A 26234-nucleotide genomic window follows, 5' to 3' on the forward strand; every position below is an offset into this window, starting at 1 on the left:
ATCACGTCGTCGGCAACGTGACATCCAGCCGGAATCCGCCGGGCACGTGGGCGGCCGACACCTGGCCGCCGTGCGCTTCGACGATGCCCCGCACGATGGCCAGACCGATGCCGGCGCCCGAGCCGTCGGCCTCCGGGGTGCGGGCCTGCGTGCCGCGCCACCCCATGTCGAACATGCGCCCGAGATCGTGCGACTGCACGCCGGGCCCCTGGTCCAGCACGGTGAGCACGATCCGGTCGCCGTCGAGGTGGTGGGCCGACACCTGGATCTCGGAATCCTCCGGCGCATGCCGGATGCTGTTGACCAACAGGTTCGCCACCACGCGGGACAGCTCGCCGGGGTCGGCGTACAGCACCTGGTCCGTCATTTCCGCGTGCGTGATGGTGATGCCGCGGGTCGCCGCGAGGGCCTGCATGTCGGACACGACATCGGAAACGAGGTCCAGGAGAACCACCGGCTCCTTGCTGAGCTTGAGCATGCCGCTCTGGATCTTGGACAACTCGAACAGCCCGTCGACCATCCCGTTGACGGCGTCCACCTGGTCGCGGATCTGCCGGATGTAGTCGGCCGGCTCGTCGACCACGCCTTCCTCGAGCGCCTCGGCCATCGCCCGCATCCCGGCCAGTGGTGTCCGCAGATCATGCGAAACCCAGGCCACCAGCTGACGGCGTGACGCGTCGAGCTGCTCGACCTCGGCGCGGGCCGCCGCCAGCTGTGCGGACGACTGCGCGAGCTGACTGGACAGTTCGGCGAATTCCCGCGAACTGTCGACGTCTGCTGTGACGACCTCGCCACTGCCGATCTGCCGGGCCGCGCGTTGCAGCCGGGCCAGCGACCGTCGCAGCCGTCGCAGCATGAACCCGGCGGCCAGGCCCGCCATGAGTGCCGAGATGGCCAGTACCGCCAGCAGCACCTGCAGGTCGTGCGACGACAGGTACATCTCGATCGAGATCGCCACCGTCGAGGCGACGATCGCGACGATCGTCGCGCAGATCAGGACCGATACCTGCGTCCCGATGGATCCGCGCCGATTGAGCTGCATGACGAGAACGGCCGCACCCGTGGCCACGGACGTGCAGATCAGGGCCGTCACCGCGATGATGACGAGGTCGGCCGCACCGAGGATCATGACGACCGTCCCGACGGCGTGAACCGGTAGCCCGTGCCCCACTCGGTGCGCAGGTAGACGGGATCGCGTGGGTCGGCTTCGATCTTCTCGCGGAGCCGCCGGATGTGCACGGTGACGGTCGACGCGTCGCCGGCACTCCAGCCCCACACCTCGCGCAACATCTCATCGCGCGAAACCACGCGGTCGGGGTTCTTGACGAGGAAGAGCAACAGTTCGTATTCGCGTCCGGTCAGTTCGACATCGGCACTGCCGCAGGTGATCCGGCGCATCGTCGGGTCGATGCGGAAGCGGCCGACAACGAACGGGGCGAGCGGTGACTGGTGGGAGACCCTGTGCCGCAACAGTTTCGAGATCCGCAATTGCAGCTCACGCAGCGCGAACGGCTTGGCCAGGTAATCGTCGGCGCCGAGTTCGAGGCCGTCGATCCGGTGCCCACTCGCCCCGAGGGCGGTCAGCATGATCACCGGAACGTCGGAGCGGGTGCGAATCTCGCGCAGCAGGTCGTCGCCCGACAGCCCGGGCAGCATGCGGTCGAGCACGAGCACGTCGGGCGTCGAGCGCTGCACGGCGTCCCGCGCGGTCTCCCCGTCGGAGAACTCGTCGATCCGAAAACCTTTGGCGCGCAGGTACGCCGCCACCGCGGTCCGCACCCGCTGGTCGTCTTCGACCAGCACGACGTGCGCGCCGCCGCCGTCGTTGGAGCTCACGGGCGCATCCATATCGCACCTCTCATGATGCTGAGCCTAGACAGCCGGCGGGGTATCGGTCCGTTTCTTACGGTTCTGAAATCTCTGTCGAATGCCCGCCGGGCGCTCCCTAACTTCATCGGCGACGGGGTGATCGGCATCCCGCGACGCTCGAAGGAGTTCCACATGGTCATCAAGCCGATCGCAGCGACAGCCGCTGCGGTGTTCGCACTGACGCTCACCGCCTGCGGGGCGAACGAGATGAAGTCGGCCGGTTCGTCCAGCCCCTCCAGTTCCGCCATGACCTCCGCCATGACCTCCGCCATGACCTCTGCGATGGCACCCGCGAGCTCCGCCGCGCGCACGGGTCACTTCACCGGGCTGAACGGCAAGCACGTGGCCGGCACCGCGACCGTGACCGGCACGAATCTGGAGTTCGCCGAATTCTCGTCCGACGAGGGCCCGGACCTGCACGTGTACCTCACGAAGGGGTCCACCGAGGCCGATGTCGCGGCGGGCAAGGAGATCGCCGCCATCAAGTTCGACCAGGCAACGCAGTCGTTCCCGCTGTCCGGCATCGACACCATGGGCTACACCACCGTCGTCATCCACTGCGACAAGGCGAAGGCAGTCTTCGGCGCTGCCTCACTCATGTGATGTCCGATCTGATGACCACCCGCGCACTGACCACGCGCGACCGCGCCGACCTGGCCGCGTCGATACTCTTCGGCGCGGTCCGGGTCGGGCTGGGACTGCTGTGGCTGCACGAGGGCTACGTGAAGCTGCGGGCGCATTTCGGCAGCGCGGACATCCTGCTGGTCGTCGACGGCGCGTCGGCGAATTCGCGTGTGCCGGAATACTTTCGCTTCGTCGCCGAGCACCTGCTGCGGCCGACGGCCGACCTGGCCGGCATCATGACCCCGCTGACCGAAGTGACGCTGGGTCTGGTTCTGATCCTCGGCGTGTTCAGCACGCTGTCCGCGGTCGTATCCGCGGGATTGCTCGCCGTCTACTGGAGCTCGGATCAACTCATCGCCCAATATCCGATCATGGCGCTGCTGAGCGTGGGCGTTCTTGTCGGACAAGGATATTCGAACCGCTGGTCGATCATGACGCTGGTGCGCCGGCGATCGACCCACCAGGAAGAGGGCTGACATGAAAGCAGTACTCGTCGGATCGGGAATGGCGGCGCTGGCTGCCATCGTGATGTTTCAGGCGCCGGCGGCATCGGCGGCGTCCGCCGAAGGGGCCATCAACGACCTGCGGGCCGCGGGATATCTGGTGCAGCTCAACCAGACACCCACGGCACCGCTGACGGCCTGCACGGTCGGCGGCGTGCGCACGCTGGAGGGCGGCACCCCGTCGGCTCTCGTCGACATCGTGTGCCCTGACGGCTGCTGAGTACCGCGGCGCGCCCTGACCGGGATCAGAGCTTTCCGCTACGCAGGTCTTGGAGGCTCTTCAAAACGGCCGAGTCCCGTGTCCAGTTCTCCGGCTGGACGCGCTCCCATAGCCCGCCCTTCCCGGCCGCTCTGCCGAGCTCGTCCTCGCGCCGGAACCACTGCTCGGCAGACCGAATCCGATTCGGGTGGATTTCGTCCAGCAATGCGTAGTCGCGCTTGATGATGCCGTCTTTCCACAGGTGCCAGAAGCCGGTGAAGTTGTCGCGAATTGTCATGGTGCTCGGGTCATTCGGGTCGGCGTTGTATCCGGTCGGGCTCGCGGCAGCGTGGCGGAGCGAACCCTGCCGCCAGTAGCCGTCAATGTCGGTGTCGACGTATTGCGCGGGATGCCCGGTAACTGCTTCGAACGCCCGCGCAAGCTCGTGATACGAGATGTGGTCCACGGCGACCTCGAGGTCCATGCCATTGGAGCGGTCGGTGTTGTCGAAGAGCCAGCGGACGTAGTAGCCGCAATCCTCGAGCGAGACATGGGGCACCGCGCCGTCGCCGAGTGGCACGCGCCAGGTGACGACGCCGTCCTCCACACTGGGCGCCATGGGGGTCAGGGGCGAGATCGTCATCTCGATGTACGGACCCGTCGTGAAGATCGCCGCGCCCATCCGAGCCGAATTCGCCTGATTTTGCAGCAGGATCCATTCGGCGATGCGCCCCTTGCCGTCGTAGTGCCCGACGCGGTACTTGGAGTCGTAGCCGGCCTTCTTCAGCCCGTAGTCGAGGTTGCCGTACACGAAGAATCTGATGCCCTCTTCGAGGGCGATCTCGTAAGCGCGCATGGCCCAATACATCTCGGTCTTCTCACCGGTGTTGAATCCGTCGATGTTGACGAACGCGCCGTCGCACCCGCGAAGGCCCTCTCGCAGTAGCGCTTCGTCGGTGAACGTGCCTTCGAGTGCTGAGACGTTCGGCAGTTCGAGCAGCGATTTGGCGCGTGCACTCGTGGCATCGCGAGTGAGAAACCGGACGGCATACTTCCCGTCCGCGACGAGGTCGCGGACGACCGGGATGCCCTGGGCCCCGGTCGCGCCGATCATGAAGATCTTCGACGTGGGATGTGACATGACAGCTCCTCTATTTGGTGTATATACAACATTTGGGCATCGACGGAAGCCGACCCCAACGATTTTTTACTCGCCGACCGACCGCACGACGTTGGTCGCGAGCGTCCGGACCGCCTCGACGCCGCCGGACCCCAGGAGTTCGGCGGCCTCCTGTTGCGCCTGTCGCCACGCCGGCATCACGGTCTCGATCTTCTGCCGGCCCGCTGCGGTCAGCGCGACCTCACGCACCCCTTTGGCGTTCGCGGAGACCGCGTCCACCCAACCGTGTTTCATCAACAGACCCAGGTTGCGGCTGACGGTCGACCGCTCCAGCTGCAGCACCTCGCCGATCCGGGCCGGCGAGCAGGGGCCCATCTTCCCCAGCGACGCCATGAGATTGATCTGGGCGATGCTGACGCCATGCTCTTCGAGGGCACGGTCGTACAGGCTCGTCACCGCCCGGCCGAGCAGCCGGACGCGAACCGCCAGGCAATTACTGGCGACCTCATCGACGACAGAGTGGACCATGTCGCCATTGTTGCATATACACCATTGGTGAGCAACGAACGGCCGCCGAACCGGGCGACCGAAACGGTCACCGCAAACTTGACAGGCGTCAACCGGGTGCTACGTTCACTGGACGCACCGACAGGTATCGACAGGAGGACCGTGCCTGCACCGTCAGCATTCCGGTGGCCGGAGGCACGCGAGGCCGGGCCGCACGCCCGAATCCGCAAGGCGGTCAAACGAATCACCCGTTTCGACCTGTTCCCCCGCGACGAGATCGTCGATGGTTACGCACGCCTGCTCACCACCGGCGACCCGGTTGCCGAGCGGTTCGTCGACGAGACCTTCCTCGGCGATCTCGGGCCGCAGCAGTCCCGCGCGCTCCTGAACAAGGCACTCGACCTCGGCATCGATCAGGTGCCGGAGGCCCCGGATTCCATGCGGCAGCTGTTCGCCGAATTCGAGGTGATCCCCGACTGGGTGGACCCGGAACTGATCGAGCAGGGCGCCGCGGTATGGCGCCGCTGGGGCTACACCCTGGGCGCCATCGGCAATGCGGGCACCCTCGACACGTACACCGAAGGCTCGCTGGCCGTGCCGCTCTCGCTCTCGGGCGGATACGCGGGCGCGTCGGCGCTGAACCGCTACCTGGAGACCACCCGATGGTGGATCGAGGTATGCCGCCCCGGTGCGGCCCTGACTCCGGGCTCGCTGGGCCGACGCATCTCGATGCAGGTCCGGGTGATGCACGTCAGCGTCCGCCTGCGGGTGGCGGAAAACGCGGAATGGGACAGCGCCCGCTGGGGGCTGCCGATCAGCCAGGCCGAGATGATGCTCACCCTGCTCGGCGGCAGCGTCGGCCCCGCACTGGGTCTGTACTCACTGGGCTACCTCACGTCGCCGCAGGAAATCCGCGCGGCCATGCATTTCAACCGCTACCTCGGCCATCTGGTCGGGGTGCAGTCCGAGGTGTTCCCCAAAACCGTCGCCGACGGGGTTCGGATGCTGTATCTGTTCGACGCCACCAGGTCGCATGACTCCGGCGCGGCCGGTACCGAATTGGTGGAGTCGTTCGTCCCGTCTTTCGCGCCCCGCGAGGACCAGACCGGGCTGCAGCGGTGGCGCGCCAAACTACATCTGCACATCCAGTCCGGCTACACCCGACTGTTCATGCTGCCCTGGAATCGCAAGCAGTACCGGTTGCCGTCGCCATGGCTGGGGTTGACGCTGCTACTGGCCCGCGCGCCCTTCGTCACCGTGCTGGAGGCCGCCCGCCGGGTCAGCCCAGCCGTCGACGCGGCCTGGCAACGACGCTCGGTGCAGGCCTGGGAGCGCTGGCAACGCTGGGCCTCAGAACACAAGCCCGAGCAGTACATCGCCACCAACCCGTTGCGACGCTGAGTTCCTAGCGGCGGCGGGTGAGCCGCGAAAGACCCAGTCCGCCAAGCAGACCCACGGCCGCACCGATCGCCGCACTGTTCGCGTCGACGCCCTCGCGCTCGCGGTAACGGGTGACGATCGCCGCCGGTCCGGGCGGCGCCACCGGCGCCAGCGCCATGGTGTCCGCGGCCGTGGCCGCCCACGCCGTGGAGAACAGGATCAGCCGCGCGGTGACGTAGGCGAACACCATCAGGCCCAGCACGGGACCGAACGTCGCACCGGCCGGACCGTGCATGACGGTCCGCAGGTAGATCGATGCGACCTGCTTGAACAGCTCGAAGCCCACCGCGGCGATCAGGGCCGCACGGGCCGAGCTGCGCAGGCTGACCTTCTCGCGCGGCAGCCGGGCGATGATCCAGGTGAACATCAGCCACGCCACGAGGAACGACACCGTCAACGACGCCACCCGCAGCAGCACGCCGAGGCCCGGCACGTGCCCGACGCCGAACCAGTGCAGGACCGTCGTCATCAATCCGGTGTCGCCGAGGGCGGTCAGGCCGATGGTGACGACGATGGCCAGGAACGCCGAGACCAGCGCCAGCAGATCGGACAGCTTGGTACCCAGCCAGCCATCTGGTTCGCTCTGCTGCTCCCACATCTCGGTGAGGGCCTTGCGCAGATTCGCCATCCAGCCCAGGCCGGCCCACGCCGCGGTCGCCAGGCCGATCACGCCGACCGAGGTGCGCGATTTCACGGCCGAGTCCATCAGTCCGACCAGCTGGTTACCGAAGTCGCCCGCGACCGCGGACCGGATGTGCACCTCGAGCTCGGCCAGCAGCTCCGGCCGGGACGCCAGCACGAAGCCACCCACCGCAAAACCGACCATGAGCAGCGGGAACAGCGCGAATACCGTGAAGTAGGTGATGCCGGCGGCATAGAAGTCACCGTTGCACTGCTGGTAGCGGTCCTGGGCCCGCATGATCCGATCCAGCCACGGATGCCGCTGACGCAGTCGGTCGAGTAGGCCCGGCTGGTCCGAGTCGGTCATTTTCGGCAAACCCCCTTGTCTGCCGAAAAGCCTAGTGTGCGCCGCCCCGGGTGTCCCGGCGCGGCGTCCGCAATGTCAGCGCAGACGCGGCAGGAAGCCCAGTCGGTCGTTGACGCGCTGCAGCGTCTTGGACGCCACCTGCTCGGCGCGCTCGGCACCGGCGGCCAGCACCGATTCCAGCTCAGCGGGGTCAGCCAGCAGCTCGTCGACCCGGTTCTTGATCGGGGTGACGTACTCGACGACGGCCTCGGAGGTCTCCTTCTTCAGGTCGCCGTAACCGCGCCCCTCGTAGCCGGCCACCAGCGCGTCGATGGCGGTTCCGGTGACCGCGGACTGGATGGTCAGCAGGTTGGAGATGCCGGGCTTGGCCTCCGTGTCGAACCGGATTTCGCGCTCGCTGTCAGTGACCGCCGAGCGAATCTTCTTGGCGCTCTTGGCCGGATCGTCGAGCAGGTTGATCAGCCCGGCGTCGGTCGCGGCCGACTTGCTCATCTTGGCGGTCGGATCCTGCAGGTCGTAGATCTTGGCGGTGGCCTTGGGGATCATGGCCTCGGGCACCACGAAGGTGTCGGGGAACCGCGCGTTGAACCGCTGCGCGAGGTCGCGGGCCAGTTCCAGGTGCTGCCGCTGATCCTCACCGACGGGCACCAGGTCGGTGTCGTACAGCAGGATGTCGGCGGCCATGAGCACCGGATAGGTGAACAGGCCGATCGTGGTGGCGTCGGCGCCCTGCTTCTGCGACTTGTCCTTGAACTGCGTCATCCGCGAGGCCTGACCGAAGCCGGTGAAGCAGCCCAGCAACCATGCCAACTGGGTGTGCTCGGCGACGTGGCTCTGCACGAACACCGTGCTGCGGGCCGGATCGATACCGAGGGCGAGGTACTGCGCGGCGGTCACCAGCGTGCGGCGGCGCAGCGTCTCGGGGTCCTGCGGGACGGTGATGGCGTGCAGGTCGACGACGCAGAAGAACGCGTCGTAGCCGTCCTGCAGGTGGGCCCAGTTCTGCACCGCGCCCAGGGCATTGCCCAGGTGAAGCGAGTCGGAGGTGGGCTGTGCCCCGGAAAAGACGACGCGCTTGTCCGCGCCTGCACCGCTGTTGCTCATGATGGCTTCGATTTTCGCACTGCTGTCATCCGGTTTTGTCCGGGGCCGGTTCGGGACCGGCGGTTCACGCCCGCGCGACGAAGCGGAACCGGTCGCCGCGGTACACCGAGCGGGTCCATTCGACGACCTGTCCCGACGTGTCGCGGCTGGTCCGGTGGACCAGCAGTAAGGGTTGCCCGGTCGCGATCTGCAGCAGTTCGGCCTGGTCCGGGGTCGCCATGGCGGTCTCGACGGTGTCCTCCACCGAGTGCACGCCGCGGCCGTAGCAGTCGCGCAGGGCCGCGTACAGCGACCCTTTCTCCGCGAGCCTCGCCTCCAGCCGCGGCAGCGCGCCGGGCAGGTGCGCCTCCTCGAGCGCCAGCGGTTCACCGTCGACGAGGCGCAACCGGGTGAGGAGCCGAATCCGCTCCCCCGGTTCGATCTCGAGATGTTCGGCGACGGTCTTGTCCGCTCGCATCTGCTCCAGCCCCAGAATCTGTGAAGACGCCTGCATCCCTTCGGCTTTCAGGTCGTCAGTGAGTGACGACAGCTGCCGAACGTGGACGACCTTGGGCGGCGCGACGTAATTTCCGCTGCCCTGCGTGCGGCGCAGCACACCCTCGCCGGCCAGTTCGGCCAGCGCCTTGCGCAGCGTGGTGCGGGAGGTACCGAGCTGTTCGGCCAGTTGCCGTTCCGGTGGCAGCGACATGCCCCGGTCGAGTCCGGCGATGAGATCCGCGAGGGCGAGCTTGACCTGGAAGTACCGCGGCGCGGCGGCGGTCGGGGCGGCTGCTTCAGACATCAGATCGATTCACCTCTTGACGGCCTTATTGGTATATGCCAATCTAGCACCTACCAAATTGGTATAGACCAATTTCCACTCCAGCGAGAGGACTCCGCGCGTGGGCACCACCAAAACACCGAGAACATCGAGACTGGGCCTACTCGTGGGAGTCGCCGCGGCGAGCGTCGGCGTCATCTACGGCTACGACCTGTCCAACATCGCCGGCGCGATGCTGTTCATCCCCAAGGAGTTCGATCTCGACACCGCGGGCGTGCAGTGGATCACCACCATGGTGGTGATCGGCGAGATCGCGGGCGCCATCGTCGGCGGCTGGCTCGCCAACAAGATCGGCCGCAAGAAGTCGATGGTCCTGGTCGCCACCACCTACGCCGCGTTCGCGTTGATGTGCGCAATGTCGGTCTCGGTGCCGATGCTGATGACAGCCCGCCTGCTACTGGGCCTGACCATCGGCGTCTCGGTGGTCGTCGTCCCGGTGTTCGTCGCCGAATCGGCACCCGCAAGCATCCGCGGGTCACTGCTGGTGGCCTATCAGGTGGCCACCGTCATCGGCATCATCATCGGCTACCTGGCCGCCTACGCGTTGGCCGGCTCCGGGAGCTGGCGGTGGATGCTGGGTCTGGCCGCCGTGCCCGCCCTCGTGGTCGCCGTCGTCCTGATGCGTATGCCCGACACCGCCCGGTGGTACATGCTCAAGGGCCGGGTCGCCGAAGCGCGCCGCACGCTGGCGATGGTCGATCCCGACGCCGACATCGATGCCGAAATCCAAGAGATCGGCCGTGCCCTGCACGAAGAACGCGGCGGCACGTTCCGCGAGATGCTGCGTCCGCCCTACCTGCGGGCGACGGTGTTCGTCGTCGTCCTCGGCTTCTTCATCCAGATCACCGGCATCAACGCCATCGTCTACTACAGCCCGAAACTGTTCGAGGCCATGGGTTTCCACGGCAACTTCGCCCTGCTGGTCCTGCCCGCCCTGGTGCAGGTGGCCGCCCTCATCGCGGTCTTCATCTCGCTGGTGCTCGTGGACCGGCTCGGCCGGCGGCCGATCCTGCTGGGCGGTATCGGCATGATGATCGCCGCCAACGCACTGCTCGTCGGGGTGTTCCTGGCCGGATCGAACTTCGGCGGGGCGCTGACCACGCTGGGCTTCATCGGCGTACTGCTGTTCACTGTCGGCTTCACGTTCGGGTTCGGTGCCCTTGTCTGGGTCTACGCTGGAGAGAGCTTCCCGTCCCAACTGCGCTCGATGGGCTCCAGTGCGATGCTGACCTCCGACCTCGTGGGCAACGCGATCGTCGCCGGCTTCTTCCTCACCATGCTCCAAACCCTCGGCGGCTCCGGCACATTCATCGTGTTCGGCGGCCTGGCCGCGCTCGCCTTCGTCTTCGTGTATCGCTTCGCCCCGGAGACCAAGGGCCGCCAGCTCGAAGAGATCCGGCACTTCTGGGAGAACGACGGCACCTGGCCGTCGGGCACCGACATCGAGCAAGCTGACGCGCAGGCCGCCTGATGACCGTCATCGGATTGGACATCGGCGGCTCCAAGACCCAGGCGGTTCGGGTCGAGAACGGCACCGTCGTCGCCGAAGCCCTCGCCGGCAGCGCGAACATCTCGTCGGTCGGCGTCGAAGAAGCCGGACGCCAGCTGGACGTCATCCTGCACCGGTTGGGCGCCAAGGGAATTCAAGCGGTCTGCGCGGGCGCGGCCGGTGTCGAGACCCCGGCCGGCGAAGCTCGGCTGCGCGACCTGCTCGCACAGCGGCTGCCGTGTGCGCGGGTCCGGGTGGTGCACGACAGCCAACTCATCCTGGCCGCCGCCGGCGTGCGCGACGGCATCGCCGTCATCTCCGGCACCGGATCGGTGGCCTTCGGTCGGCGCGGTGGACAGCAGAGCCGCACCGGCGGGTGGGGATACCTGCTCGGCGACGAGGGCAGCGGCTACTGGGTGGCGCGGGAAGCGGTGCGGCGCAGCATCGCCCGGATCGATCGCGGCGCGCCGGCCGACCGGCTGGGCCAGCAGCTCGCGGCCGACTGCGGGCTGCAGTTCCCCGGCCAACTGCTCGATCACTTCTACGACCAGCCCGACCGGCGGTACTGGGCCGGCCGGGCCCGCGTCGTGTTCGAACTGGCCAGTGACGGTGACCGAGTGAGCCGTCAGATCGTCGACGAAGCCGGCACCGCCCTGGCCCAGCTGGCGGTGTCCGTCGGCACCCGGCTGGATTTCACCGGGCCGGTGGTGCTTGCCGGTGGCCTGGCGGTCCACCAGCCGGCCCTACAGAAAGTGGTGCGGCAGCGCCTGATCGAGCGGCAGTTCACCGATGTGCGGGTGCTGGCCGTCGACCCGGTCCGCGGCGCCGTCGAACTCGCCCAACGACTACTACCGCATTGTGACCCAGACAAGGAGAAGAAGTGAGCCCCGATCACACGTCCCCCGGCCATCTGATGGCCGCCGAAATCGCCGAACAGCCGCAGGTCTGGCGCCGGCTGCTCGATGAGGACCGCGATCCCATCCGCGCCGCCGCCGCGCAGATCGCCGCCGCCGCACCACGATTCGTCCTGTTCGTCGCGCGCGGCACCAGCGACCACGCGGCGCTGTACGCCAAGTACCTCGTGGAGATCAACCACGGGCTGCCCGCCGGTCTGGTGTCCCCGTCGACCATGACCGTCTACGGCGCCCAGCCCGACCTGCGCGACGTGCTGTATGTCGCGGTGAGCCAGTCCGGGGGTTCGCCGGACCTGGTGCGCTCGGTGGAAGTGGCCCGCGCGCAAGGTGCGCTGACGGTGGCCGTCACCAACAACGCCGCCTCGGATCTGGCTGCGGCGGCGGAGATCCACATCGACGTGCTGGCCGGTGCCGAGAAGTCGGTGGCCGCGACCAAGTCCTACACCGCCGAATTGCTCGCCCTGCAACTGCTGCTCGGCCAGGACGGCGACGGCGTCGACGCGCTGCCCGACCTCGGCGAGCAGGTGCTGTCCTTCGGGGAACAGGTTCGCGAGGTCGCGCAGCGCTACCGGTTCGCGCAACGACTCATCGCCACCGCCCGCGGCTACTCCTACCCCACCGCGCGCGAGGCCGCCCTCAAGCTGATGGAGACGTCGTACCTTTCCGCACAGGCGTTTTCGGGCGCCGATCTGCTGCACGGCCCCCTCGCCACCGTCGACCCCCAGGTACCCGTGCTCGCGGTGGTGCCCGAAGGTGCCGGCGGACAGGCCATGGCGCCGGTGCTGGAACGGCTCGCCGAGCGCCACGCCGACGTGTTCGGGGTCGGCGCTCCCGCGGCCCTTTCCGGCCTGGCCGGCGGCATCGCGCTGCCCAGCGGAGTCAGCGACGAGCTCTCCCCGCTGCTGGAAATCCTTCCGCTGCAACAGCTTGCGCTGCACCTGGCACTCGCCCGCGGCGGCGACCCCGACCAACCACGCGGGCTGCGGAAGGTCACGGAGACGCTATGACGCTGGTCGCCGCGGGCGCGGTCGTGACGCCCTGCGGAGTGCACCGGCCCGGCTGGGTCGAGACGTCCGCGGGCCGGATCATCGACGTCGGCGCCGGCGCCCCACCCAGGGCTCCGGACCACGGCTACGCCGATGCGATCGTGGTGCCGGGGTTCGTCGACATCCACGTGCACGGGGGCGGCGGCGCGTCGTACACCGAGCCATCGGCGGACGAAATCGCCCGCGCGGCAGCATTCCACCGTCGCCACGGCACCACGACGACGCTCGCCAGCCTCGTCACCGCGGGCCCGGCCGAGCTGCTCACCCAGGTCCGTGCGCTCACCGCCGCAGCGCGGGCCGGGGTGATCGCCGGCATCCACCTCGAAGGGCCGTGGCTCAGTGCGGCCCGCTGCGGCGCGCACGATGCCGGCCGGCTGCGGGACCCCGATCCCGTCGAGATCGACGCACTGCTCGACGCCGCCGACGGCACCATCCGGATGGTCACCGTGGCGCCCGAACTGCCCAGCGGCATCTCCGCCATCCGGCATCTCGTTGCCGCGGGAGTCGTTGTCGCCGTTGGCCATACCGATGGCAGCTACGACCAGACCCGGGCCGCCCTCGAGGCGGGCGCCACCGTCGGGACGCACGTGTTCAACGCCATGCGACCACTGCACCATCGGGACCCCGGACCCGCGATGGCCCTGCTCGAAGACCCGCGGGCCACGGTGGAGCTGATCGCCGACGGCGTCCACGTCCATGACGCGCTGCTGCGTCATGTCGTCGAGTCCGCCGGCCCCGACCGCGTCGCGCTGATCACCGACGCCATGGCCGCCGCCGGCCTTCCGGACGGATCCTTCCGGCTCGGTGCGCTCGATGTCGAGGTCCGGGACGCGATCGCGCGGGTGCGGGGCCAGTCGACGATCGCGGGAAGTACCGCGACCATGGACCGTGTTTTTCGCGCGGCCGTGCCCAATTCGGCCTCCGATGCGCAGTTGTTGGCCGCCGCCGCGATGACCGCGACGACACCCGCGCGCGCGGTGGGGCTGTCGCGGGTCGGCAGCCTTGCCCCGGGCCTGGCCGCCGATCTCGTCGTGCTCGGCCCGGACCTGGACGTCGTCGCCGTCATGGCCGACGGCGAGTTGGTGGTCAGTCTGGCGTCGGCGCCAGGCGTTGCAACACCTTGAGGAAGACCCGTCGCTCCTCGGCGCTCAGCTCGCCGAGCCAGTGCTCCTCACCGCGCTGAATGTCGGCCTGCACCGCATCTTTGAGGCGACGCCCGGCTGCGGTTATCGACAGCAGCCGGACCCGCCGGTCGTCGGGGTCGGGTGTGCGCTCGATGTAGCCGCGGTCCTGCAGGTCGTCGAGCGTGCGGATGATGCGGGTCTTGTCGGCGCCGATCGCCTGCGCCAGCACAGCCTGCGACCGCATCGGCGTCTCATCGAGCGCCAGCAGCACGACGTAGCCCCACATGCTCACGCCGTGCTTGTCGAGAATGGGCTGCTCGGCAGCCATCAACTCGCGCAGCAGCGGCGCGAGCATCGCAGCGAGGTCAGGGCGCTTGGCCGGCATCCGGTCATCGTAGGCATTGCCATATCGTACGCATATGCTTACGATCAGCTCATGCCTACAGTTTCCACCGATCTTCTCGATGCCCACCGCCACGCCATCCTTGCCTCCGTCGACGTCGTCAACACCGTTGGTCTTGCCGACCTGCGGCGCCCAACTCCCTGTGCCGCTTGGGATGTGGCCGAACTCCTCGCTCACATGACGGTCCAGCACCGCGGGTTCGCCGCCGCCGCGCGTGGCGGCGGCCAGGACCTCGCACTGTGGGATCCGGCTTCCGTTCGCGACACGGACGACCCGATAGGCGACTACGCCGTGGCCGCCCGCGATGTGCTGGCTGCGTTCGCCGCCGCGGACCCCGAGAGTCAGTTCGCCCTACCGGAACTCGGCACAACGGTGCCGGCCGAGATGGCGATCGGCTTCCACCTGATCGACTACGTCGTGCATGGCTGGGACGTCGCCGCCAGTCTGGGCATCCGGTTCAGGCTGCCCGACGACGTCGTCGCCGCTGCCCTCCCCTTGGCCTTTGCCGTGCCCGACGGGGACTTCCGCAGCATGCCGAATGCGCCGTTCGGTCCGGCCCAAGCGGGTGACAGCGCAACGGATTTCGACCGGCTGCTGCGTCATCTCGGGCGCGACCCGCAGTGGCGCGATGCGTTCGACCACGAGTCGCACCATCCCATCCAGTAACAGATTGGGGACTTCCGGCCCTGTTATCAGTAACTTTCGGCCACTGAGGTCAAGCGCTCCGTCATCGATACCGTCCGTTGTATGACTTACGTAATCGGACGAGAATGCGTTGACGTCACGGACATGTCGTGCGTGCAGGAGTGCCCGGCCGACTGCATCTACCAAGGCGACCGGGCGCTCTACATCAACCCGCAGGAATGTGTGGATTGCGGTGCCTGCAAGCTGATTTGCCGAGTCGATGCCATCTACTACGACGCCGATCTGCCCGAAGACCAGCTCGCGTACCTCGCCGACAATGCCGCATTCTTCGATGAGGTACTCCCCGGACGCGACGCGCCCCTGGGCTCGCCCGGCGGCGCCAGTGCGATCGGTCGCATCGGAGTGGACACCCCGCTGGTGTCGGCTCTACCCCTTCGGAGCTGAAGCCCAGACCATCGTCGATATCGCGGCCGCGACCGGCACTGGCACGCCTGGGCGGCGGCGTGTCTACGGTTGCGCCGCGGTCGGCGTGTCGTGTCTTTCTGGGACGTGTTCGATCCGAACCCGTCAGTTTGCGCTGACATCTTCAGCGCGTGATGACAATGTCAGCCGAAGCTGACGGCTCCGGGCGCGGACTGGCCCTGCGGACGCCTCAGGCGCGACGAGCCAATTCTTGAGCCAGTTGCACCCGCGACGTCAGACCCAGTTTGTTGTAGACGTGCGTCAGGTGCGTCTGCACGGTACGCGGTGAGACGAAAAGCCGTGCCCCGATGTCCTTGTTGGAAAGTCCCTCGTTGACGAGCCGCACGACGTCCAACTCGGTCGGGGTCAGCGAAGCCCAGCCGTGTGCCGGGCGCTTGCGTTCGCCGCGCCCGCGCTGCGCATACGCAGTGGCCTCGTCCGCAGGCAGCGCGGCACCATCGGCCCATGCCACATCGAAATCACTGTCGCCCAGCGCATTACGCAGGGCGAGGATGACGGCATCGTAGTCGGCCTGGTAGATCTGAAAGGGGACCTCGCCGGTACGGTGCCGCATGGCTGCCGCTGCACCCAAGAGCCGCACCGCTTCTCGATGACTGCCGGATTCGGCGGCCAACATCGCCAGGCAGTCGAACACGTCAGAAATACCCATGGAGACCCGCACCTCGACGCCACAAGCCAACGCGGCGTGGGCGTCGCGCTCGGCCTGGCCGAATTTCCGCTGTGCAAAGGCAACTCGAGCGCGCACCGTCAATGCCACCATCTTGTGCCACCCGTTCGTCGACGCGACGGCGTCGTCAGCCAGCCGAAGGGCCGCGGTCAAGTCACCTTCCGCGAGGCGTGCCTGGGCCCTCGTGACGATGAATGTCGCTGCGACGTCTGGCTGGGTGCTGACCGCCGGCCAGCCGGCCTCGCTGGCCGCAACTGCCGCAGCCACGTCGCCCGCAGCAAGTGCGGCATAGGCGAACGCGCAGCGGGCCACGCCGGGGTAAATCCCGCCCGCCTCCTCCGCGACGTCAAGGGTCTCCCGGCCCACGGCGAGGGCCTCGTGGACATCGCCGTGATAGGCCAGCGCCTGCACTCGGCATTCCAGCGCAATCGCCTTCACCACCACATCTGAGGCGGCGTCGGATTCCGCAACCACTCGGCCGAACTGCGCGATCGCCTCTGCCAGATTGCCGTGCCACAGCTGTACCCAGCCGAGGTAGAACCGGCACATGCGGGCAGCGAAAGGATTTCCGACCGCATCGGCGACCTCGCACCCTTCTTCGGCCACTTCGCGGATCGCCTCCGGATCCCCTGCGACGAACCCACCGAGCCCCTGCCAGGTGAGGATGTGGCTCAGGGTCCACTCGTCGCCCAGCGCGCGCACCAGTTCGATCGCCTCTGCGTAGTACGGCTGACCGTCCTCGGAGATGAAGCCGCTGGCATATGCACAGACCGTGAGGGCGCGGGCCAGCACCGCCTCGTCACCCGCGGTCCGGGCCAGAACCAAAGATTCTCGGGCTCGCTCGACGCTGTGCGGTACGCCCCACTCGCCCATCCACGTATCGATCAGCGCCTTGTCGGCGAGCGCGCGTGCCCGGACTGCTGCCGCAACATCGATGTCGTCGCTCGCGGCGTCGACGAGGAGGGCGTCAAACCACGACATCCCCTCCCGGAGCCGGCCACGGCCGAACCAAAGTCGCTGCAGTGCCGACGCCAGGGCCAGTGCCGCTTCGATGTCGGATTGTTCGCGACTCCACGAAAAAGCCGCTCGTAGGTTGTCGATCTCAGTGTCCACCTGCGCAAGAAGCGATGCGTTGCCGTTGCGCCCCATGGCGTCAAGCCGAGTCGCCATCGCCGCGTAATGGTCGCGATGCCGGGCACGAACCGCATCGGCCTCGCCGGACTCACCCAACTTCTCCAGGGCGTACTGGCGCACTGTCTCCAACAGTCGGTAGCGCGACCGCCCGTCACTGTCCTCGGCGACCACGAGCGACTTGTCGACCAGTAACGTGAGCTGGTCCAGTACCTGGTAACGCTGCAGTTCACCGCCGCCGGCAACCACCTGCGCGCCGTCGAGGTCGAAGCCACCCAGAAATGCGGCCAGGCGACGGAACAGGACCCGTTCGGGCTCGGTCAGCAGTGCGTGCGACCAGTCCACCGACGCGCGCAAAGTCTGCTGACGTCGCACCGCAGTTCGCGCGCCCCCGGTTAGCAGCCGGAAGCGATCATGAAGGCTGGCAACGATTTCCGTCAGCGATAATGCCCGCACCCGGGCGGCGGCGAGCTCGATCGCCAGCGGCAAACCATCCAGGCGACGACAGATCTCTGTCACCATGGCGGCGTTGTCGGCCGAGACGGCGAAGTCGGGGCGAGCGAGGCGAGCTCGGTCGGTGAACAGTTCGATCGCTTCATGGTCCAACGGCAGCGACGGCACCTGGCGCGTCACCTCGCCAGGTACGCCGACAGGCTCGCGACTGGTCGCCAGCACCGTCACCCCCGGGGCGGCCGCGAGGATGGCGACGACGAGCGCCGCGCACGCGTCGAGCAGGTGCTCGCAGTTGTCCAGCACCACAAGCAGATTCCGGTCGCCGACGAAACGCAGCAGCGCGTCCATCGTCGAGCGCCCCGGCTGGTCCGGCAGAGCCAGCGCTCGGGCCGCGGCAATCGGCACGACGTCGGGATCGGTGATCGGCGCGAGGTCAACGTAGTACACGCCGTCACGACAGTCCGGCGCCATGCGCGCCGCGACCTCGATCGCCAGCCTGGTCTTGCCCGCACCACCGGCACCGGTGAGTGTCACGAGCCGTCCTTCATCGAGGAGCCGCATCACGTCGGCCATATCTGCCCCGCGCCCGATGAAAGACGTCAGCTGCGGCGGAAGATTTGGGGCACCAACGGCTTTGGATGTTCGCAGTGGCGGGAAATGGTTGCGGAGATCGGGATGGCACAGCTGCACCACCCGCTCGGGTCGCGGCAGGTCGCGCAACGCATGCACGCCCAGATCGATCAGGAACGCATCCCGCGGAAGCCGGTCGACGACCATGTCACTGGTAGTGCCCGACAACACCGTCTGACCACCGTGCGCGAGGTCGCGCAGCCGTGCGGTTCGGTTGATGGTGGGGCCGGTGTAGTTGCCTTCGTCGCGCAACTGAATGTCGCCGGTGTGCACCCCGATGCGCAGCCGGATCGGTGCCGCCGATTCCCGCTGCAATTCCAGCGCGCAGGCCACCGCGTCGCCGGCGCGGGAGAACGCGGCGACGAAGCTGTCGCCCTCACCTTGTTCGACGGGGCGTACCCCGCCATGGGAGGCGATGATCTCGGAGATCCGATGGTCGAACTGCGCCACGGCCGCGGACATCTCGTCCGGTTGGGTCTCCCACAGCCGCGTGGAGCCCTCGACGTCGGCCAGTAGCAACGTCACGGTTCCTGTCGGCAGCAACCCACTCACGGCCAGATCGCTCCAGTTCAACGGCAAATCCGCAGGTGAATCAATCTGGCTCATGCTAGCCAGCATCGCGCCGCCACGGGCGCATTACATCAGCGCAAGCGCGTAGAAAACTGTCAGCTGTACTCGACCGTCACCGGCGCGTGGTCCGACCAGCGCAGCGCATACGCCGCGGCCCGTTCCACCCGCGCCGCAACGGCTTTGGGCGCCAGTTTGGCGTTGGCCAGGTGGTAGTCGATGCGCCACCCGGCGTCGTTGTCGAACGCCTTGCCGCGCCACGACCACCAGCTGTACGGCCCGGCGACGTCCGGGTGCAGCTCACGCACCACGTCCGTCCAGCCGGAGGCCATCAGTTCTGCCAGCCACTGCCGCTCACTCGGCAGGAACCCGGACTTCTTGACGTTGGCCTTCCACGCCTTCAGGTCCAGCTCCGTCGCGCAGATGTTCCAGTCGCCGCAGATCACCACGTCGCGGCGCTTGCGGGACAGCTCGGCCATACGGCCGGCGAGCGCCACCATGAAGCGCTCCTTTTCCACCTGTTTGTCGGTCTCGGCCTCACCGGTGGGCACGTAGACGCTGGCAACAGTGACGCCGTCGGTGTCGACCTCCACATACCGTCCGTGCGCGACGAACTCGCAGTCCGGACTCAGCCCCACCCGTACCGCGGTGATCGGGGCCCGCGACAACACCGCTACCCCGTTGCGGCCCTTGGCGGACGGTTCGGCCGACGCCAGCTGCCACCCCGCGTCCAACGCCGGCGCCAGGGCCTGCGACAGCTGCGCGTCGTCGGCCCGGGTCTCCTGCAGGCAGATGACGTCGGACTTGGTGTCCTTGAGCCACGGCAGCAGCCCGAGGTTCTCCTCCGAGCGCTCTTTGACCGCGGCGCGGATGCCATTGACGTTGATGGTGGTGACGATCACGAAGCAGAACCTTAACGTCGGGGTACGACAGGCCGGAAACGACGAACGTGAGCCTGGGTGCCGAAAATCGACACCCAAGCTCACGTTCGAGCGGAATTACTCCTGAGCCGAAGCCAGCGCCGCGTTGAAGGTGGCGCTCGGCCGCATCACGGCCGCGGTCTTGTCCGGGTCCGGCGCGTAGTAGCCACCGATGTCGGCCGGGCTACCTTGTGCCGCAGCCAGTTCCGCGACGATCTTCTCCTCGTTCTCGGCCAGCGTCTTGGCCAGCGGAGCGAACTTGGCGGCCAGCTCGGCGTCCTCGGTCTGCTTGGCCAGCTCCTGCGCCCAGTACATGGCCAGGTAGAACTGGCTGCCGCGGTTGTCCAGCTCGCCGGTGCGCCGCGACGGGCTCTTGTTCTCGTCCAACAGCTTTCCGGTCGCGCTGTCGAGCGTCTTGGCCAGCAGCAGGGCCCGGGCGTCGTCGGTCTTGTTGCCCAGATCCTCCAGGCTGGCGCCCAGGGCCAGGAACTCACCCAGCGAGTCCCACCGCAGGTGGTTCTCCTCGACCAGCTGCTGCACGTGCTTGGGCGCCGAACCACCGGCACCGGTCTCGTACAGGCCACCGCCGGCCATCAGCGGCACGATCGACAGCATCTTGGCGCTGGTACCCAGCTCCAGGATCGGGAACAGGTCGGTGAGGTAGTCGCGCAGGATGTTGCCGGTCGCGGCGATGGTGTCCTGACCGCGCATGGCCCGCTCGATGGTGTGCCGCATGGCGCGTTCCTGCGACATCACGGAGATGTCGAGGCCCTCGGTGTCGTGATCCTTGAGGTAGGTCGCGACCTTCTTGCGCAGCTCGGCCTCGTGCGGACGCTCCTGGTCCAGCCAGAACACCACGGGCATGCCGGAGAGCCGGGCGCGGGTGACGGCCAGCTTGACCCAGTCGCGGATCGGCAGGTCCTTGACGACCGGCATGCGCCAGATGTCGCCCTCTTCGACGGCCGTGGTCAGCAGAACCTCGCCGCTGTCGATGTCGACGATGTTGGCGATGCCGTCCTCGGGAATCTCGAAGGTCTTGTCGTGGCTGCCGTACTCCTCGGCCTTCTGCGCCATGAGGCCGACGTTCGGGACGGTGCCCATGGTCCGCGGGTCGAACTGGCCGTGGGTCTTACAGAAGTTGATGATCTCCTGGTACATCCGGGAGAACGTCGACTCGGGGTTGACGGCCTTGGTGTCCTTGAGCTTTCCGTCGGCGCCGTACATCTTGCCGCCGAGCCGGATCATGGCCGGCATCGAGGCGTCGACGATGACGTCGGACGGCGAGTGGAAGTTCGTGATGCCGCGGGCCGAGTCGACCATGGCCAGCTCGGGACGGTGCTCGTGGCACTTGTGGAGGTCGTCGACGATCTCATCGTGCAGCGACTTGGGCAGCGTCGAAATCTTGTCGTACAGGTCCGAGAGACCGTTGTTGACGTTGACGCCCAGCTCGTCAAACAGCTTCTGGTGCTTGGCGAATGCGTCCTTGTAGAAGATGCGTACGGCGTGGCCGAACACGATCGGGTGGCTGACCTTCATCATGGTCGCCTTGACGTGCAGGGAGAACATGACGCCCGTCTTGTAGGCGTCCTCCATCTGCTCCTCGTAGAACTTGATGAGCGCCTTCTTGCTCATGTACATCGAGTCGATGATGTCGCCGGCGTCGAGCTTGACCTCCGGCTTGAGCTCAATTGTCTTGCCGGTCTTGGTCTTCAGGACCATCTTCACCCGGCGGGCCTTGTCGAGCGTCATGGACTGCTCGCCGTGGTAGAAGTCGCCGGTCTTCATGGTGGCGACGTGCGTGCGGGAGGCCTGCGACCACTCGCCCATGCTGTGCGGGTGCTTGCGGGCGTACTCCTTGACCGCTTTCGGGGCACGACGGTCCGAGTTGCCTTCGCGCAGAACCGGGTTCACCGCGCTGCCGAGACACTTGCCGTAGCGATCCTTGATCGCCTTCTCTTCGTCGGTCTTCGGGTCGCCCGGGTAGTCGGGCAGGTTGTAGCCCTTGTCCTTAAGCTCCTTGATCGCGGCGACGAGCTGCGGCACCGAGGCGCTGATGTTGGGCAGCTTGATGATGTTGGTGTCGGGTTCCTGCGTCAGCCGGCCCAGCTCGCCCAGATTGTCGGGGACCTTCTGCTCATCGGTCAGGTAGTCGCTGAACTCGGCGAGGATGCGGGCCGCCACCGAGATGTCACTGGTCTGGACGTCGATACCGGCGGCGCCGGCGAAGGTGCGGACGACCGGCAGGAAGGCGTACGTCGCGAGCAGCGGCGCCTCGTCGGTCAACGTGTAGATGATGGATGGTTTCTCGCCACTCATGGTCACTCTCCCGGCGTCACGGACGGTACGTACGAAAATCTATGTCGAGTCCGGCGTCTGCACATGACTACCCCGTCGCACGACGGTTACGAAGTTACCGTGACCGGCACCGCTGACTTCCGGTGGTCCGGTCTCTCGCGTGCAGAACTGGGTCGATACGGACAGGCTGCGCGAAACGGACCGACGACGACACGCCGTCTCCCGCCCACCGGACGGCACCAGCTAGCAGTTGCCCAGCCTCTTGAGATACCCTCGAGTCCGGTCATGAGTGCCAGCGTCAAGCCCCGGCTTGCTGGCCGGCAACCCTCCATCCGCGGTGGGGTGCCCCGGGAGACGACCAGGTTGAGCAGCCGTACATCGGCTGCGAGGCAAGCGCGGGTCCGCCACCACGGACCCGGATGACTGGGTGAGTGGAGGCTTTCTATGCGTCGCTGTCTGTGATTCGTGCGAGTTCGCGCACCCATTCGTCGTACCTAAAAACTCACAGGAGACACCCCTAACATGACCACTGAGGCCATCGACCCCACCGCGCGCTGGAGCTTCGAGACGAAGCAGATCCACGCAGGTCAGAGCCCCGATAGCGCCACCAATGCCCGCGCGCTGCCGATCTACCAGACGACGTCGTACACGTTCCGCGACACCGACCACGCCGCCGCACTGTTCGGGCTGGCCGAGCCGGGCAACATCTACACCCGCATCATGAACCCGACCACCGACGTGGTCGAGCAGCGCGTCGCCGCTCTCGAGGGCGGCGTGGCCGCACTGTTCCTGTCGTCCGGGCAGGCTGCCGCGACCTTCGCGATCCTGAACATCGCCGGCACCGGCGACCACGTCGTGGCCTCGCCGCGGCTGTACGGCGGCACCTACAACCTGCTGCACTACACGCTGCCCAAGCTCGGCGTGGACGTCAGCTTCGTGGAGAACCCCGACGATCTGGACTCGTGGCGCGCCGCGGTCCGGCCGAACACCAAGGCGTTCTTCGCGGAGACCATCTCCAACCCGAAGATCGACATCCTCGACATCCCGGGTGTCTCGGGAGTCGCGCACGACAACGGCGTTCCGCTGATCGTCGACAACACCGTCGCTACGCCGTACCTGATCCAGCCGCTGGCCCACGGCGCCGACATCGTCGTGCACTCGGCCACCAAGTACCTGGGCGGGCACGGCTCGGCGATTGCCGGCGTCATCGTCGACGGTGGCAACTTCGACTGGACCAACGGCAAGTTCCCCGGTTTCACCGAGCCCGACCCGAGCTACCACGGTGTGGTGTTCGCCGATCTGGGCGCACCGGCCTACGCGCTCAAAGCGCGCGTGCAGCTGCTGCGCGATCTGGGCTCGGCGGCGGCGCCGTTCAACTCGTTCCTCATCGCGCAGGGATTGGAAACGCTGTCTCTGCGCGTTGAACGCCATGTGTCCAACGCGCAGAAGGTCGCCGAGTACCTCGTGGGCCGCCCGGACGTGGTCTCGGTGAACTACGCCGGCCTGCCGTCGTCCCCGTGGTACGAGCTGGGCCGCAAGCTGGCCCCCAAGGGCACCGGTGCGGTGCTGTCGTTCGAACTGACCGGTGGTGTCGAGGCGGGCAAGGCGTTCGTGAACGCGCTGACGCTGCACAGCCACGTCGCGAACATCGGTGACGTCCGGTCGCTGGTGATCCACCCCGCGTCGACCACGCACCAGCAGCTGACCGCCGAGGAGCAGCTGGCCTCCGGCGTCACCCCGGGTCTGGTGCGCCTGGCCGTCGGCATCGAGGGCATCGAAGACATCCTCGCCGACCTGGAGCAGGGCTTCGCTGCCGCCGGATCGGTGGGGGGTGCCGACCGAGAGGCGGCCTTGGTGTGACGATTATCGACGTGCCCGTGTCCGACATATCCGCAGCGCCAAGGCTGCCTGCCGAAGGCGAGACCGGTGTGGTGAACATCGGCTCGCTGACGCTGGAGAGTGGCATCGTGCTGCCCGACGTGTCCATCGCGGTGCAGCGCTGGGGCGAGCTGTCCCCCACCGCCGACAACGTCGTGATGGTGCTGCACGCGCTGACCGGTGACTCCCACGTCACCGGTCCGGCCGGGCCCGACCATCCGACGGGCGGCTGGTGGGACGGCGTCGCCGGTCCCGCCGCCCCGATCGACACCGACCGCTGGTGCGCCATCGCCACCAACGTGCTCGGCGGCTGCCGCGGGTCGACCGGACCGAGCTCACTGGCTCCCGACGGAAAGCCCTGGGGCTCAAGGTTTCCCGCCATCACCGTGCGCGATCAGGTGAACGCCGACCTGGCGGCCCTGGCCGCCCTCGGCATCACTCAGGTGGCCGCGGTGGTCGGCGGCTCGATGGGCGGCGCGCGGGCACTGGAATGGCTTGTGGGACATCCCGATACGGTGCGGGCCGGACTGGTGCTGGCGGTCGGCGCGCGCGCCACCGCCGACCAGATCGGCACGCAGTGCGCACAGGTCGCGGCCATCAAGGCCGACCCGAACTGGAACGGCGGCGACTACTACCTGACGGGACGCACCCCGGACGACGGCATCCAGATCGCCCGCCGGTTCGCACACCTGACCTATCGCGGCGAGAAGGAACTCGACGACCGGTTCCGCAACACCGCGCAGAACCATGAAAAGAGTTCTGCCGACGGCCTGTACGCGGTCGAGAGCTACCTGGAGTACCAGGGCCGCAAGCTGGCCGCGCGGTTCGACGCGGGCACCTATGTGGCGCTGACGGACGCGCTGAGCAGTCACGACGTCGGGCGCGGCCGGGGCGGGGTCGCGGCGGCCTTGTCCAGCTGTCCGGTGCCGGTGATCGTCGGGGGCATCACCTCCGACCGGCTGTATCCCATTCGGCTGCAGGAAGAGCTGGCCACATTGCTGCCGGGCTGTCCGGGTCTCGAGGTCATCGAATCCGACTACGGCCACGACGGTTTCCTGGTCGAGACCGACAAGGTGGGTCTGCTGATCCGCCAGACACTGGATTTGGCCTCGCGGTGACGGGCGAACGCTCACTGTCCTTCGGAGAGCAGGCCGCCGCCTACGAGCGGGGGCGCCCGTCGTATCCGCCGGAGTCCATCAACTGGCTGCTGCCCACCGGCGCCGTCGACGTCCTCGACCTCGGCGCCGGTACCGGCAAGCTGACCGTCCGACTGGCTGAGCGCGGTCTGGCGGTCACGGCCGTCGACCCCATCCCCGAGATGCTCGAGGTGCTCAGCGGGTCGCTGCCGTCGGTGCCGGCCCTGCTCGGCACAGCCGAGGAAATCCCGTTGCCCGACAATAGTGTTGACGCCGTCCTGGTCGCCCAGGCCTGGCACTGGTTCGACCCGGAGCGGGCCGCGGCCGAAGTGGCCCGGGTGCTACGGCCGGGCGGTCGGCTGGGTCTGCTCTGGAACATCCGCGACGAGCGGCTGGGCTGGGTCAAGGAACTGAACCGCATCATCGGCTGCGAGCACGACCCGTCGGCCGACTCGCTGTGCGGCGGCTTCACCGACATCGAGACCCACCGCTTCGAGTGGACGAGTTACCTGACGCCGCAAGCACTTCTGGACCTCGTGGCGTCACGGAGCTACTGCATCACCTCGCCCGCCGACGTGCGCCGCAAGGTGCTGGGCGAAGTGCGCGAATTGCTGAGTACGCACCCCGCGCTGGCCAACAGCACCGGATTGGCATTGCCGTACGTCACGCACTGCGTGCGGGCGACGCTGGCCTAGGCACCCGGTTCGCCGGGGGCCAGAAATGTTCCGATGACCGCGGTACCCGGGCCGACCCGCGCTCCAGGCCCGGGGACCGCGGTCGTCGACAGCGCCCCGAGTTCCCCGCCGCATTCGGTGCAGACGGTCTTTGCCGTTGTGACACAGCCGCATTCGTCATGGACCAGTAGCGCCGGCGGCCCGTCCTCTCCGGCGGTCCACTTGTCACCCCACGCGAGCAGCGTCACGATCACCGGATAGAGGTCGCGTCCCTTGTCGGTGAGTACATACTCGAAACGCGGAGGCGCACTCTGATACTGCCGCCGTTCGACGATCGCGTGGCGCTCCAGGTCGTCCAGGCGCGCGGCGAGGACGTTCGACGCGATGCCGAGATCGCGGCGGATGTCCTCGAACCGGGCCATCCCCGCGAACAGGTCCCGCAGCACCAGGGCCGTCCATCGTTGGCCCACCACGTCGAGCGTCCGCGCTATCGAGCAGGAGATGTCACCGAAGGACTGTTTGGACACCGCACCAGCCTAGTCCATTGCTTTCTGCAATGGACTCTGATTAGGTGGGTTGCAAATAACAAGCGACCCTCAGGGGGT

25 protein-coding genes and 1 riboswitch are annotated in these 26234 nt (G+C 67.5%); of the genes, 13 read left to right on the forward strand and 12 right to left on the reverse strand.

Annotation, left to right across the window (positions count from 1 at the left end; genetic code table 11):
- Position 1: 1 nt before the first annotated feature.
- Positions 2–1129, reverse strand: a complete 1128-nt coding sequence (locus tag H289_RS0127890; RefSeq protein ID WP_020104153.1) for a sensor histidine kinase — start codon at positions 1127–1129, stop codon at positions 2–4.
- Positions 1126–1848, reverse strand: a complete 723-nt coding sequence (locus H289_RS0127895) for a response regulator (protein WP_020104154.1) — start codon at positions 1846–1848, stop codon at positions 1126–1128. The genes H289_RS0127890 and H289_RS0127895 overlap by 4 nt, the downstream gene beginning before the upstream one ends.
- 153 nt (positions 1849–2001) lie before the next feature.
- On the opposite strand from H289_RS0127895, the gene H289_RS0127900 reads away from it, so the two are divergent.
- The 3 genes from H289_RS0127900 to H289_RS31530 are packed head-to-tail and all read left to right on the forward strand — an operon-like array spanning position 2002 to position 3216.
- On the forward strand, positions 2002–2472 hold the full coding sequence (locus H289_RS0127900) for a DM13 domain-containing protein (protein ID WP_029105844.1): 471 nt from the start codon (positions 2002–2004) through the stop codon (positions 2470–2472).
- Positions 2472–2969 (forward strand): DoxX family membrane protein, encoded by a 498-nt coding sequence (locus H289_RS0127905; RefSeq protein WP_020104156.1) that lies wholly within the window; start codon positions 2472–2474, stop codon positions 2967–2969. Before H289_RS0127900 ends, H289_RS0127905 begins: the two co-directional genes overlap by 1 nt.
- Before the next feature lies 1 nt (position 2970).
- Positions 2971–3216, forward strand: a complete 246-nt coding sequence (locus H289_RS31530) for a hypothetical protein (protein WP_020104157.1) — start codon at positions 2971–2973, stop codon at positions 3214–3216.
- 25 nt (positions 3217–3241) lie between these two features.
- Here the strand turns inward: H289_RS31530 and H289_RS0127915 are convergent, their stop codons facing one another.
- Positions 3242–4336 (reverse strand): NmrA family NAD(P)-binding protein, encoded by a 1095-nt coding sequence (locus H289_RS0127915; protein ID WP_020104158.1) that lies wholly within the window; start codon positions 4334–4336, stop codon positions 3242–3244.
- A gap of 66 nt (positions 4337–4402) precedes the next feature.
- Entirely contained in the window at positions 4403–4843 is a 441-nt protein-coding gene (locus tag H289_RS0127920) for a MarR family winged helix-turn-helix transcriptional regulator (RefSeq protein ID WP_020104159.1), read from the reverse strand.
- A 141-nt stretch (positions 4844–4984) separates the two neighbouring features.
- On the opposite strand from H289_RS0127920, the gene H289_RS0127925 reads away from it, so the two are divergent.
- Entirely contained in the window at positions 4985–6223 is a 1239-nt protein-coding gene (locus H289_RS0127925) for an oxygenase MpaB family protein (protein WP_051128624.1), read from the forward strand.
- A 4-nt stretch (positions 6224–6227) separates the two neighbouring features.
- Here the strand turns inward: H289_RS0127925 and yhjD are convergent, their stop codons facing one another.
- The 3 genes from yhjD to H289_RS0127940 form a co-directional block, all read right to left on the reverse strand.
- A complete protein-coding gene (yhjD, locus tag H289_RS0127930; RefSeq protein WP_020104161.1) occupies positions 6228–7250 on the reverse strand; it encodes an inner membrane protein YhjD in 1023 nt (340 codons plus the stop codon).
- 75 nt (positions 7251–7325) lie between these two features.
- Entirely contained in the window at positions 7326–8354 is a 1029-nt protein-coding gene (trpS, locus tag H289_RS0127935) for a tryptophan--tRNA ligase (RefSeq protein WP_020104162.1), read from the reverse strand.
- Positions 8355–8418: 64 nt separating this feature from the next.
- Positions 8419–9135, reverse strand: a complete 717-nt coding sequence (locus tag H289_RS0127940; protein WP_020104163.1) for a GntR family transcriptional regulator — start codon at positions 9133–9135, stop codon at positions 8419–8421.
- Positions 9136–9235: 100 nt separating this feature from the next.
- On the opposite strand from H289_RS0127940, the gene H289_RS31535 reads away from it, so the two are divergent.
- From H289_RS31535 to nagA, 4 genes are read left to right on the forward strand one after another with little or no spacing between them, the layout of a single operon-like run.
- On the forward strand, positions 9236–10645 hold the full coding sequence (locus H289_RS31535) for a sugar porter family MFS transporter (RefSeq protein WP_036421723.1): 1410 nt from the start codon (positions 9236–9238) through the stop codon (positions 10643–10645).
- Positions 10645–11547, forward strand: coding sequence for an N-acetylglucosamine kinase (locus H289_RS0127950; protein WP_020104165.1), 903 nt, complete (start codon positions 10645–10647; stop codon positions 11545–11547). The genes H289_RS31535 and H289_RS0127950 overlap by 1 nt, the downstream gene beginning before the upstream one ends.
- A gap of 29 nt (positions 11548–11576) precedes the next feature.
- Complete coding sequence (locus H289_RS0127955; RefSeq protein WP_051128625.1) at positions 11577–12584, forward strand: SIS domain-containing protein; 1008 nt, start codon at positions 11577–11579, stop codon at positions 12582–12584.
- A complete protein-coding gene (gene nagA, locus H289_RS0127960) occupies positions 12581–13747 on the forward strand; it encodes an N-acetylglucosamine-6-phosphate deacetylase (protein ID WP_020104167.1) in 1167 nt (388 codons plus the stop codon). The genes H289_RS0127955 and nagA overlap by 4 nt, the downstream gene beginning before the upstream one ends.
- Here nagA and H289_RS0127965 read toward each other — a convergent pair.
- Positions 13710–14132: a MarR family winged helix-turn-helix transcriptional regulator gene (locus H289_RS0127965; protein WP_029105847.1), complete on the reverse strand. Its 423-nt coding sequence runs from the start codon at positions 14130–14132 to the stop codon at positions 13710–13712. The two genes, nagA and H289_RS0127965, sit on opposite strands and share 38 nt — an antisense overlap.
- Before the next feature lie 51 nt (positions 14133–14183).
- Between H289_RS0127965 and H289_RS31540 the strand changes: the two genes are divergently transcribed.
- Both H289_RS31540 and fdxA read left to right on the forward strand, forming a co-directional pair.
- Positions 14184–14816, forward strand: a complete 633-nt coding sequence (locus tag H289_RS31540; RefSeq protein WP_051128623.1) for a TIGR03086 family metal-binding protein — start codon at positions 14184–14186, stop codon at positions 14814–14816.
- Between the two features lie 81 nt (positions 14817–14897).
- Positions 14898–15239, forward strand: a complete 342-nt coding sequence (gene fdxA, locus H289_RS0127975) for a ferredoxin (protein WP_029105848.1) — start codon at positions 14898–14900, stop codon at positions 15237–15239.
- A gap of 208 nt (positions 15240–15447) precedes the next feature.
- On the opposite strand, the gene H289_RS0127980 is transcribed toward fdxA, so the two are convergent.
- From H289_RS0127980 to H289_RS0127990, 3 genes are all read right to left on the reverse strand, one after another.
- Positions 15448–18765 (reverse strand): LuxR C-terminal-related transcriptional regulator, encoded by a 3318-nt coding sequence (locus H289_RS0127980; protein ID WP_231388143.1) that lies wholly within the window; start codon positions 18763–18765, stop codon positions 15448–15450.
- Positions 18766–18824: 59 nt separating this feature from the next.
- Positions 18825–19628, reverse strand: a complete 804-nt coding sequence (locus H289_RS0127985; protein WP_020104172.1) for an exodeoxyribonuclease III — start codon at positions 19626–19628, stop codon at positions 18825–18827.
- A 96-nt stretch (positions 19629–19724) separates the two neighbouring features.
- Complete coding sequence (locus H289_RS0127990; RefSeq protein ID WP_020104173.1) at positions 19725–21962, reverse strand: NADP-dependent isocitrate dehydrogenase; 2238 nt, start codon at positions 21960–21962, stop codon at positions 19725–19727.
- 260 nt (positions 21963–22222) lie between these two features.
- Positions 22223–22343, forward strand: a riboswitch (SAM riboswitch).
- Between the two features lie 120 nt (positions 22344–22463).
- Here H289_RS0127990 and H289_RS31545 point away from each other — a divergent pair.
- The 3 genes from H289_RS31545 to H289_RS0128005 are packed head-to-tail and all read left to right on the forward strand — an operon-like array spanning position 22464 to position 25650.
- Positions 22464–23801: a bifunctional o-acetylhomoserine/o-acetylserine sulfhydrylase gene (locus tag H289_RS31545; RefSeq protein ID WP_020104174.1), complete on the forward strand. Its 1338-nt coding sequence runs from the start codon at positions 22464–22466 to the stop codon at positions 23799–23801.
- On the forward strand, positions 23798–24937 hold the full coding sequence (metX, locus tag H289_RS0128000) for a homoserine O-acetyltransferase MetX (protein ID WP_020104175.1): 1140 nt from the start codon (positions 23798–23800) through the stop codon (positions 24935–24937). The genes H289_RS31545 and metX overlap by 4 nt, the downstream gene beginning before the upstream one ends.
- A complete protein-coding gene (locus H289_RS0128005; RefSeq protein WP_020104176.1) occupies positions 24934–25650 on the forward strand; it encodes a class I SAM-dependent methyltransferase in 717 nt (238 codons plus the stop codon). Before metX ends, H289_RS0128005 begins: the two co-directional genes overlap by 4 nt.
- Here the strand turns inward: H289_RS0128005 and H289_RS0128010 are convergent.
- Positions 25647–26156, reverse strand: coding sequence for a winged helix-turn-helix transcriptional regulator (locus H289_RS0128010; RefSeq protein ID WP_020104177.1), 510 nt, complete (start codon positions 26154–26156; stop codon positions 25647–25649). The genes H289_RS0128005 and H289_RS0128010 overlap by 4 nt on opposite strands.
- Positions 26157–26234: the final 78 nt, after the last annotated feature.

This window comes from Mycobacterium sp. 360MFTsu5.1 (assembly GCF_000383495.1).
Taxonomy (GTDB): domain Bacteria; phylum Actinomycetota; class Actinomycetes; order Mycobacteriales; family Mycobacteriaceae; genus Mycobacterium; species Mycobacterium mucogenicum_B.

Coding starts and splice junctions, on each gene's coding strand:
- yhjD (WP_020104161.1), bottom strand. CDS start 7,250: ATGACCGACTCGGACCAGCCGGGCCTACTCGACCGACTGCGTCAGCGG.
- H289_RS0127905 (WP_020104156.1), top strand. CDS start 2,472: ATGTCCGATCTGATGACCACCCGCGCACTGACCACGCGCGACCGCGCC.
- H289_RS0127920 (WP_020104159.1), bottom strand. CDS start 4,843: ATGGTCCACTCTGTCGTCGATGAGGTCGCCAGTAATTGCCTGGCGGTT.
- H289_RS0127940 (WP_020104163.1), bottom strand. CDS start 9,135: ATGTCTGAAGCAGCCGCCCCGACCGCCGCCGCGCCGCGGTACTTCCAG.
- H289_RS0127950 (WP_020104165.1), top strand. CDS start 10,645: ATGACCGTCATCGGATTGGACATCGGCGGCTCCAAGACCCAGGCGGTT.
- H289_RS0127990 (WP_020104173.1), bottom strand. CDS start 21,962: ATGAGTGGCGAGAAACCATCCATCATCTACACGTTGACCGACGAGGCG.
- trpS (WP_020104162.1), bottom strand. CDS start 8,354: ATGAGCAACAGCGGTGCAGGCGCGGACAAGCGCGTCGTCTTTTCCGGG.
- H289_RS0127955 (WP_051128625.1), top strand. CDS start 11,577: ATGGCCGCCGAAATCGCCGAACAGCCGCAGGTCTGGCGCCGGCTGCTC.
- nagA (WP_020104167.1), top strand. CDS start 12,581: ATGACGCTGGTCGCCGCGGGCGCGGTCGTGACGCCCTGCGGAGTGCAC.
- fdxA (WP_029105848.1), top strand. CDS start 14,898: ATGACTTACGTAATCGGACGAGAATGCGTTGACGTCACGGACATGTCG.
- H289_RS31530 (WP_020104157.1), top strand. CDS start 2,971: ATGAAAGCAGTACTCGTCGGATCGGGAATGGCGGCGCTGGCTGCCATC.
- H289_RS0127890 (WP_020104153.1), bottom strand. CDS start 1,129: ATGATCCTCGGTGCGGCCGACCTCGTCATCATCGCGGTGACGGCCCTG.
- H289_RS0127965 (WP_029105847.1), bottom strand. CDS start 14,132: ATGCCGGCCAAGCGCCCTGACCTCGCTGCGATGCTCGCGCCGCTGCTG.
- H289_RS31545 (WP_020104174.1), top strand. CDS start 22,464: ATGACCACTGAGGCCATCGACCCCACCGCGCGCTGGAGCTTCGAGACG.
- H289_RS31540 (WP_051128623.1), top strand. CDS start 14,184: ATGCCTACAGTTTCCACCGATCTTCTCGATGCCCACCGCCACGCCATC.
- H289_RS0127915 (WP_020104158.1), bottom strand. CDS start 4,336: ATGTCACATCCCACGTCGAAGATCTTCATGATCGGCGCGACCGGGGCC.
- H289_RS0127980 (WP_231388143.1), bottom strand. CDS start 18,765: ATGAGCCAGATTGATTCACCTGCGGATTTGCCGTTGAACTGGAGCGAT.
- H289_RS0127900 (WP_029105844.1), top strand. CDS start 2,002: ATGGTCATCAAGCCGATCGCAGCGACAGCCGCTGCGGTGTTCGCACTG.
- H289_RS0127895 (WP_020104154.1), bottom strand. CDS start 1,848: ATGGATGCGCCCGTGAGCTCCAACGACGGCGGCGGCGCGCACGTCGTG.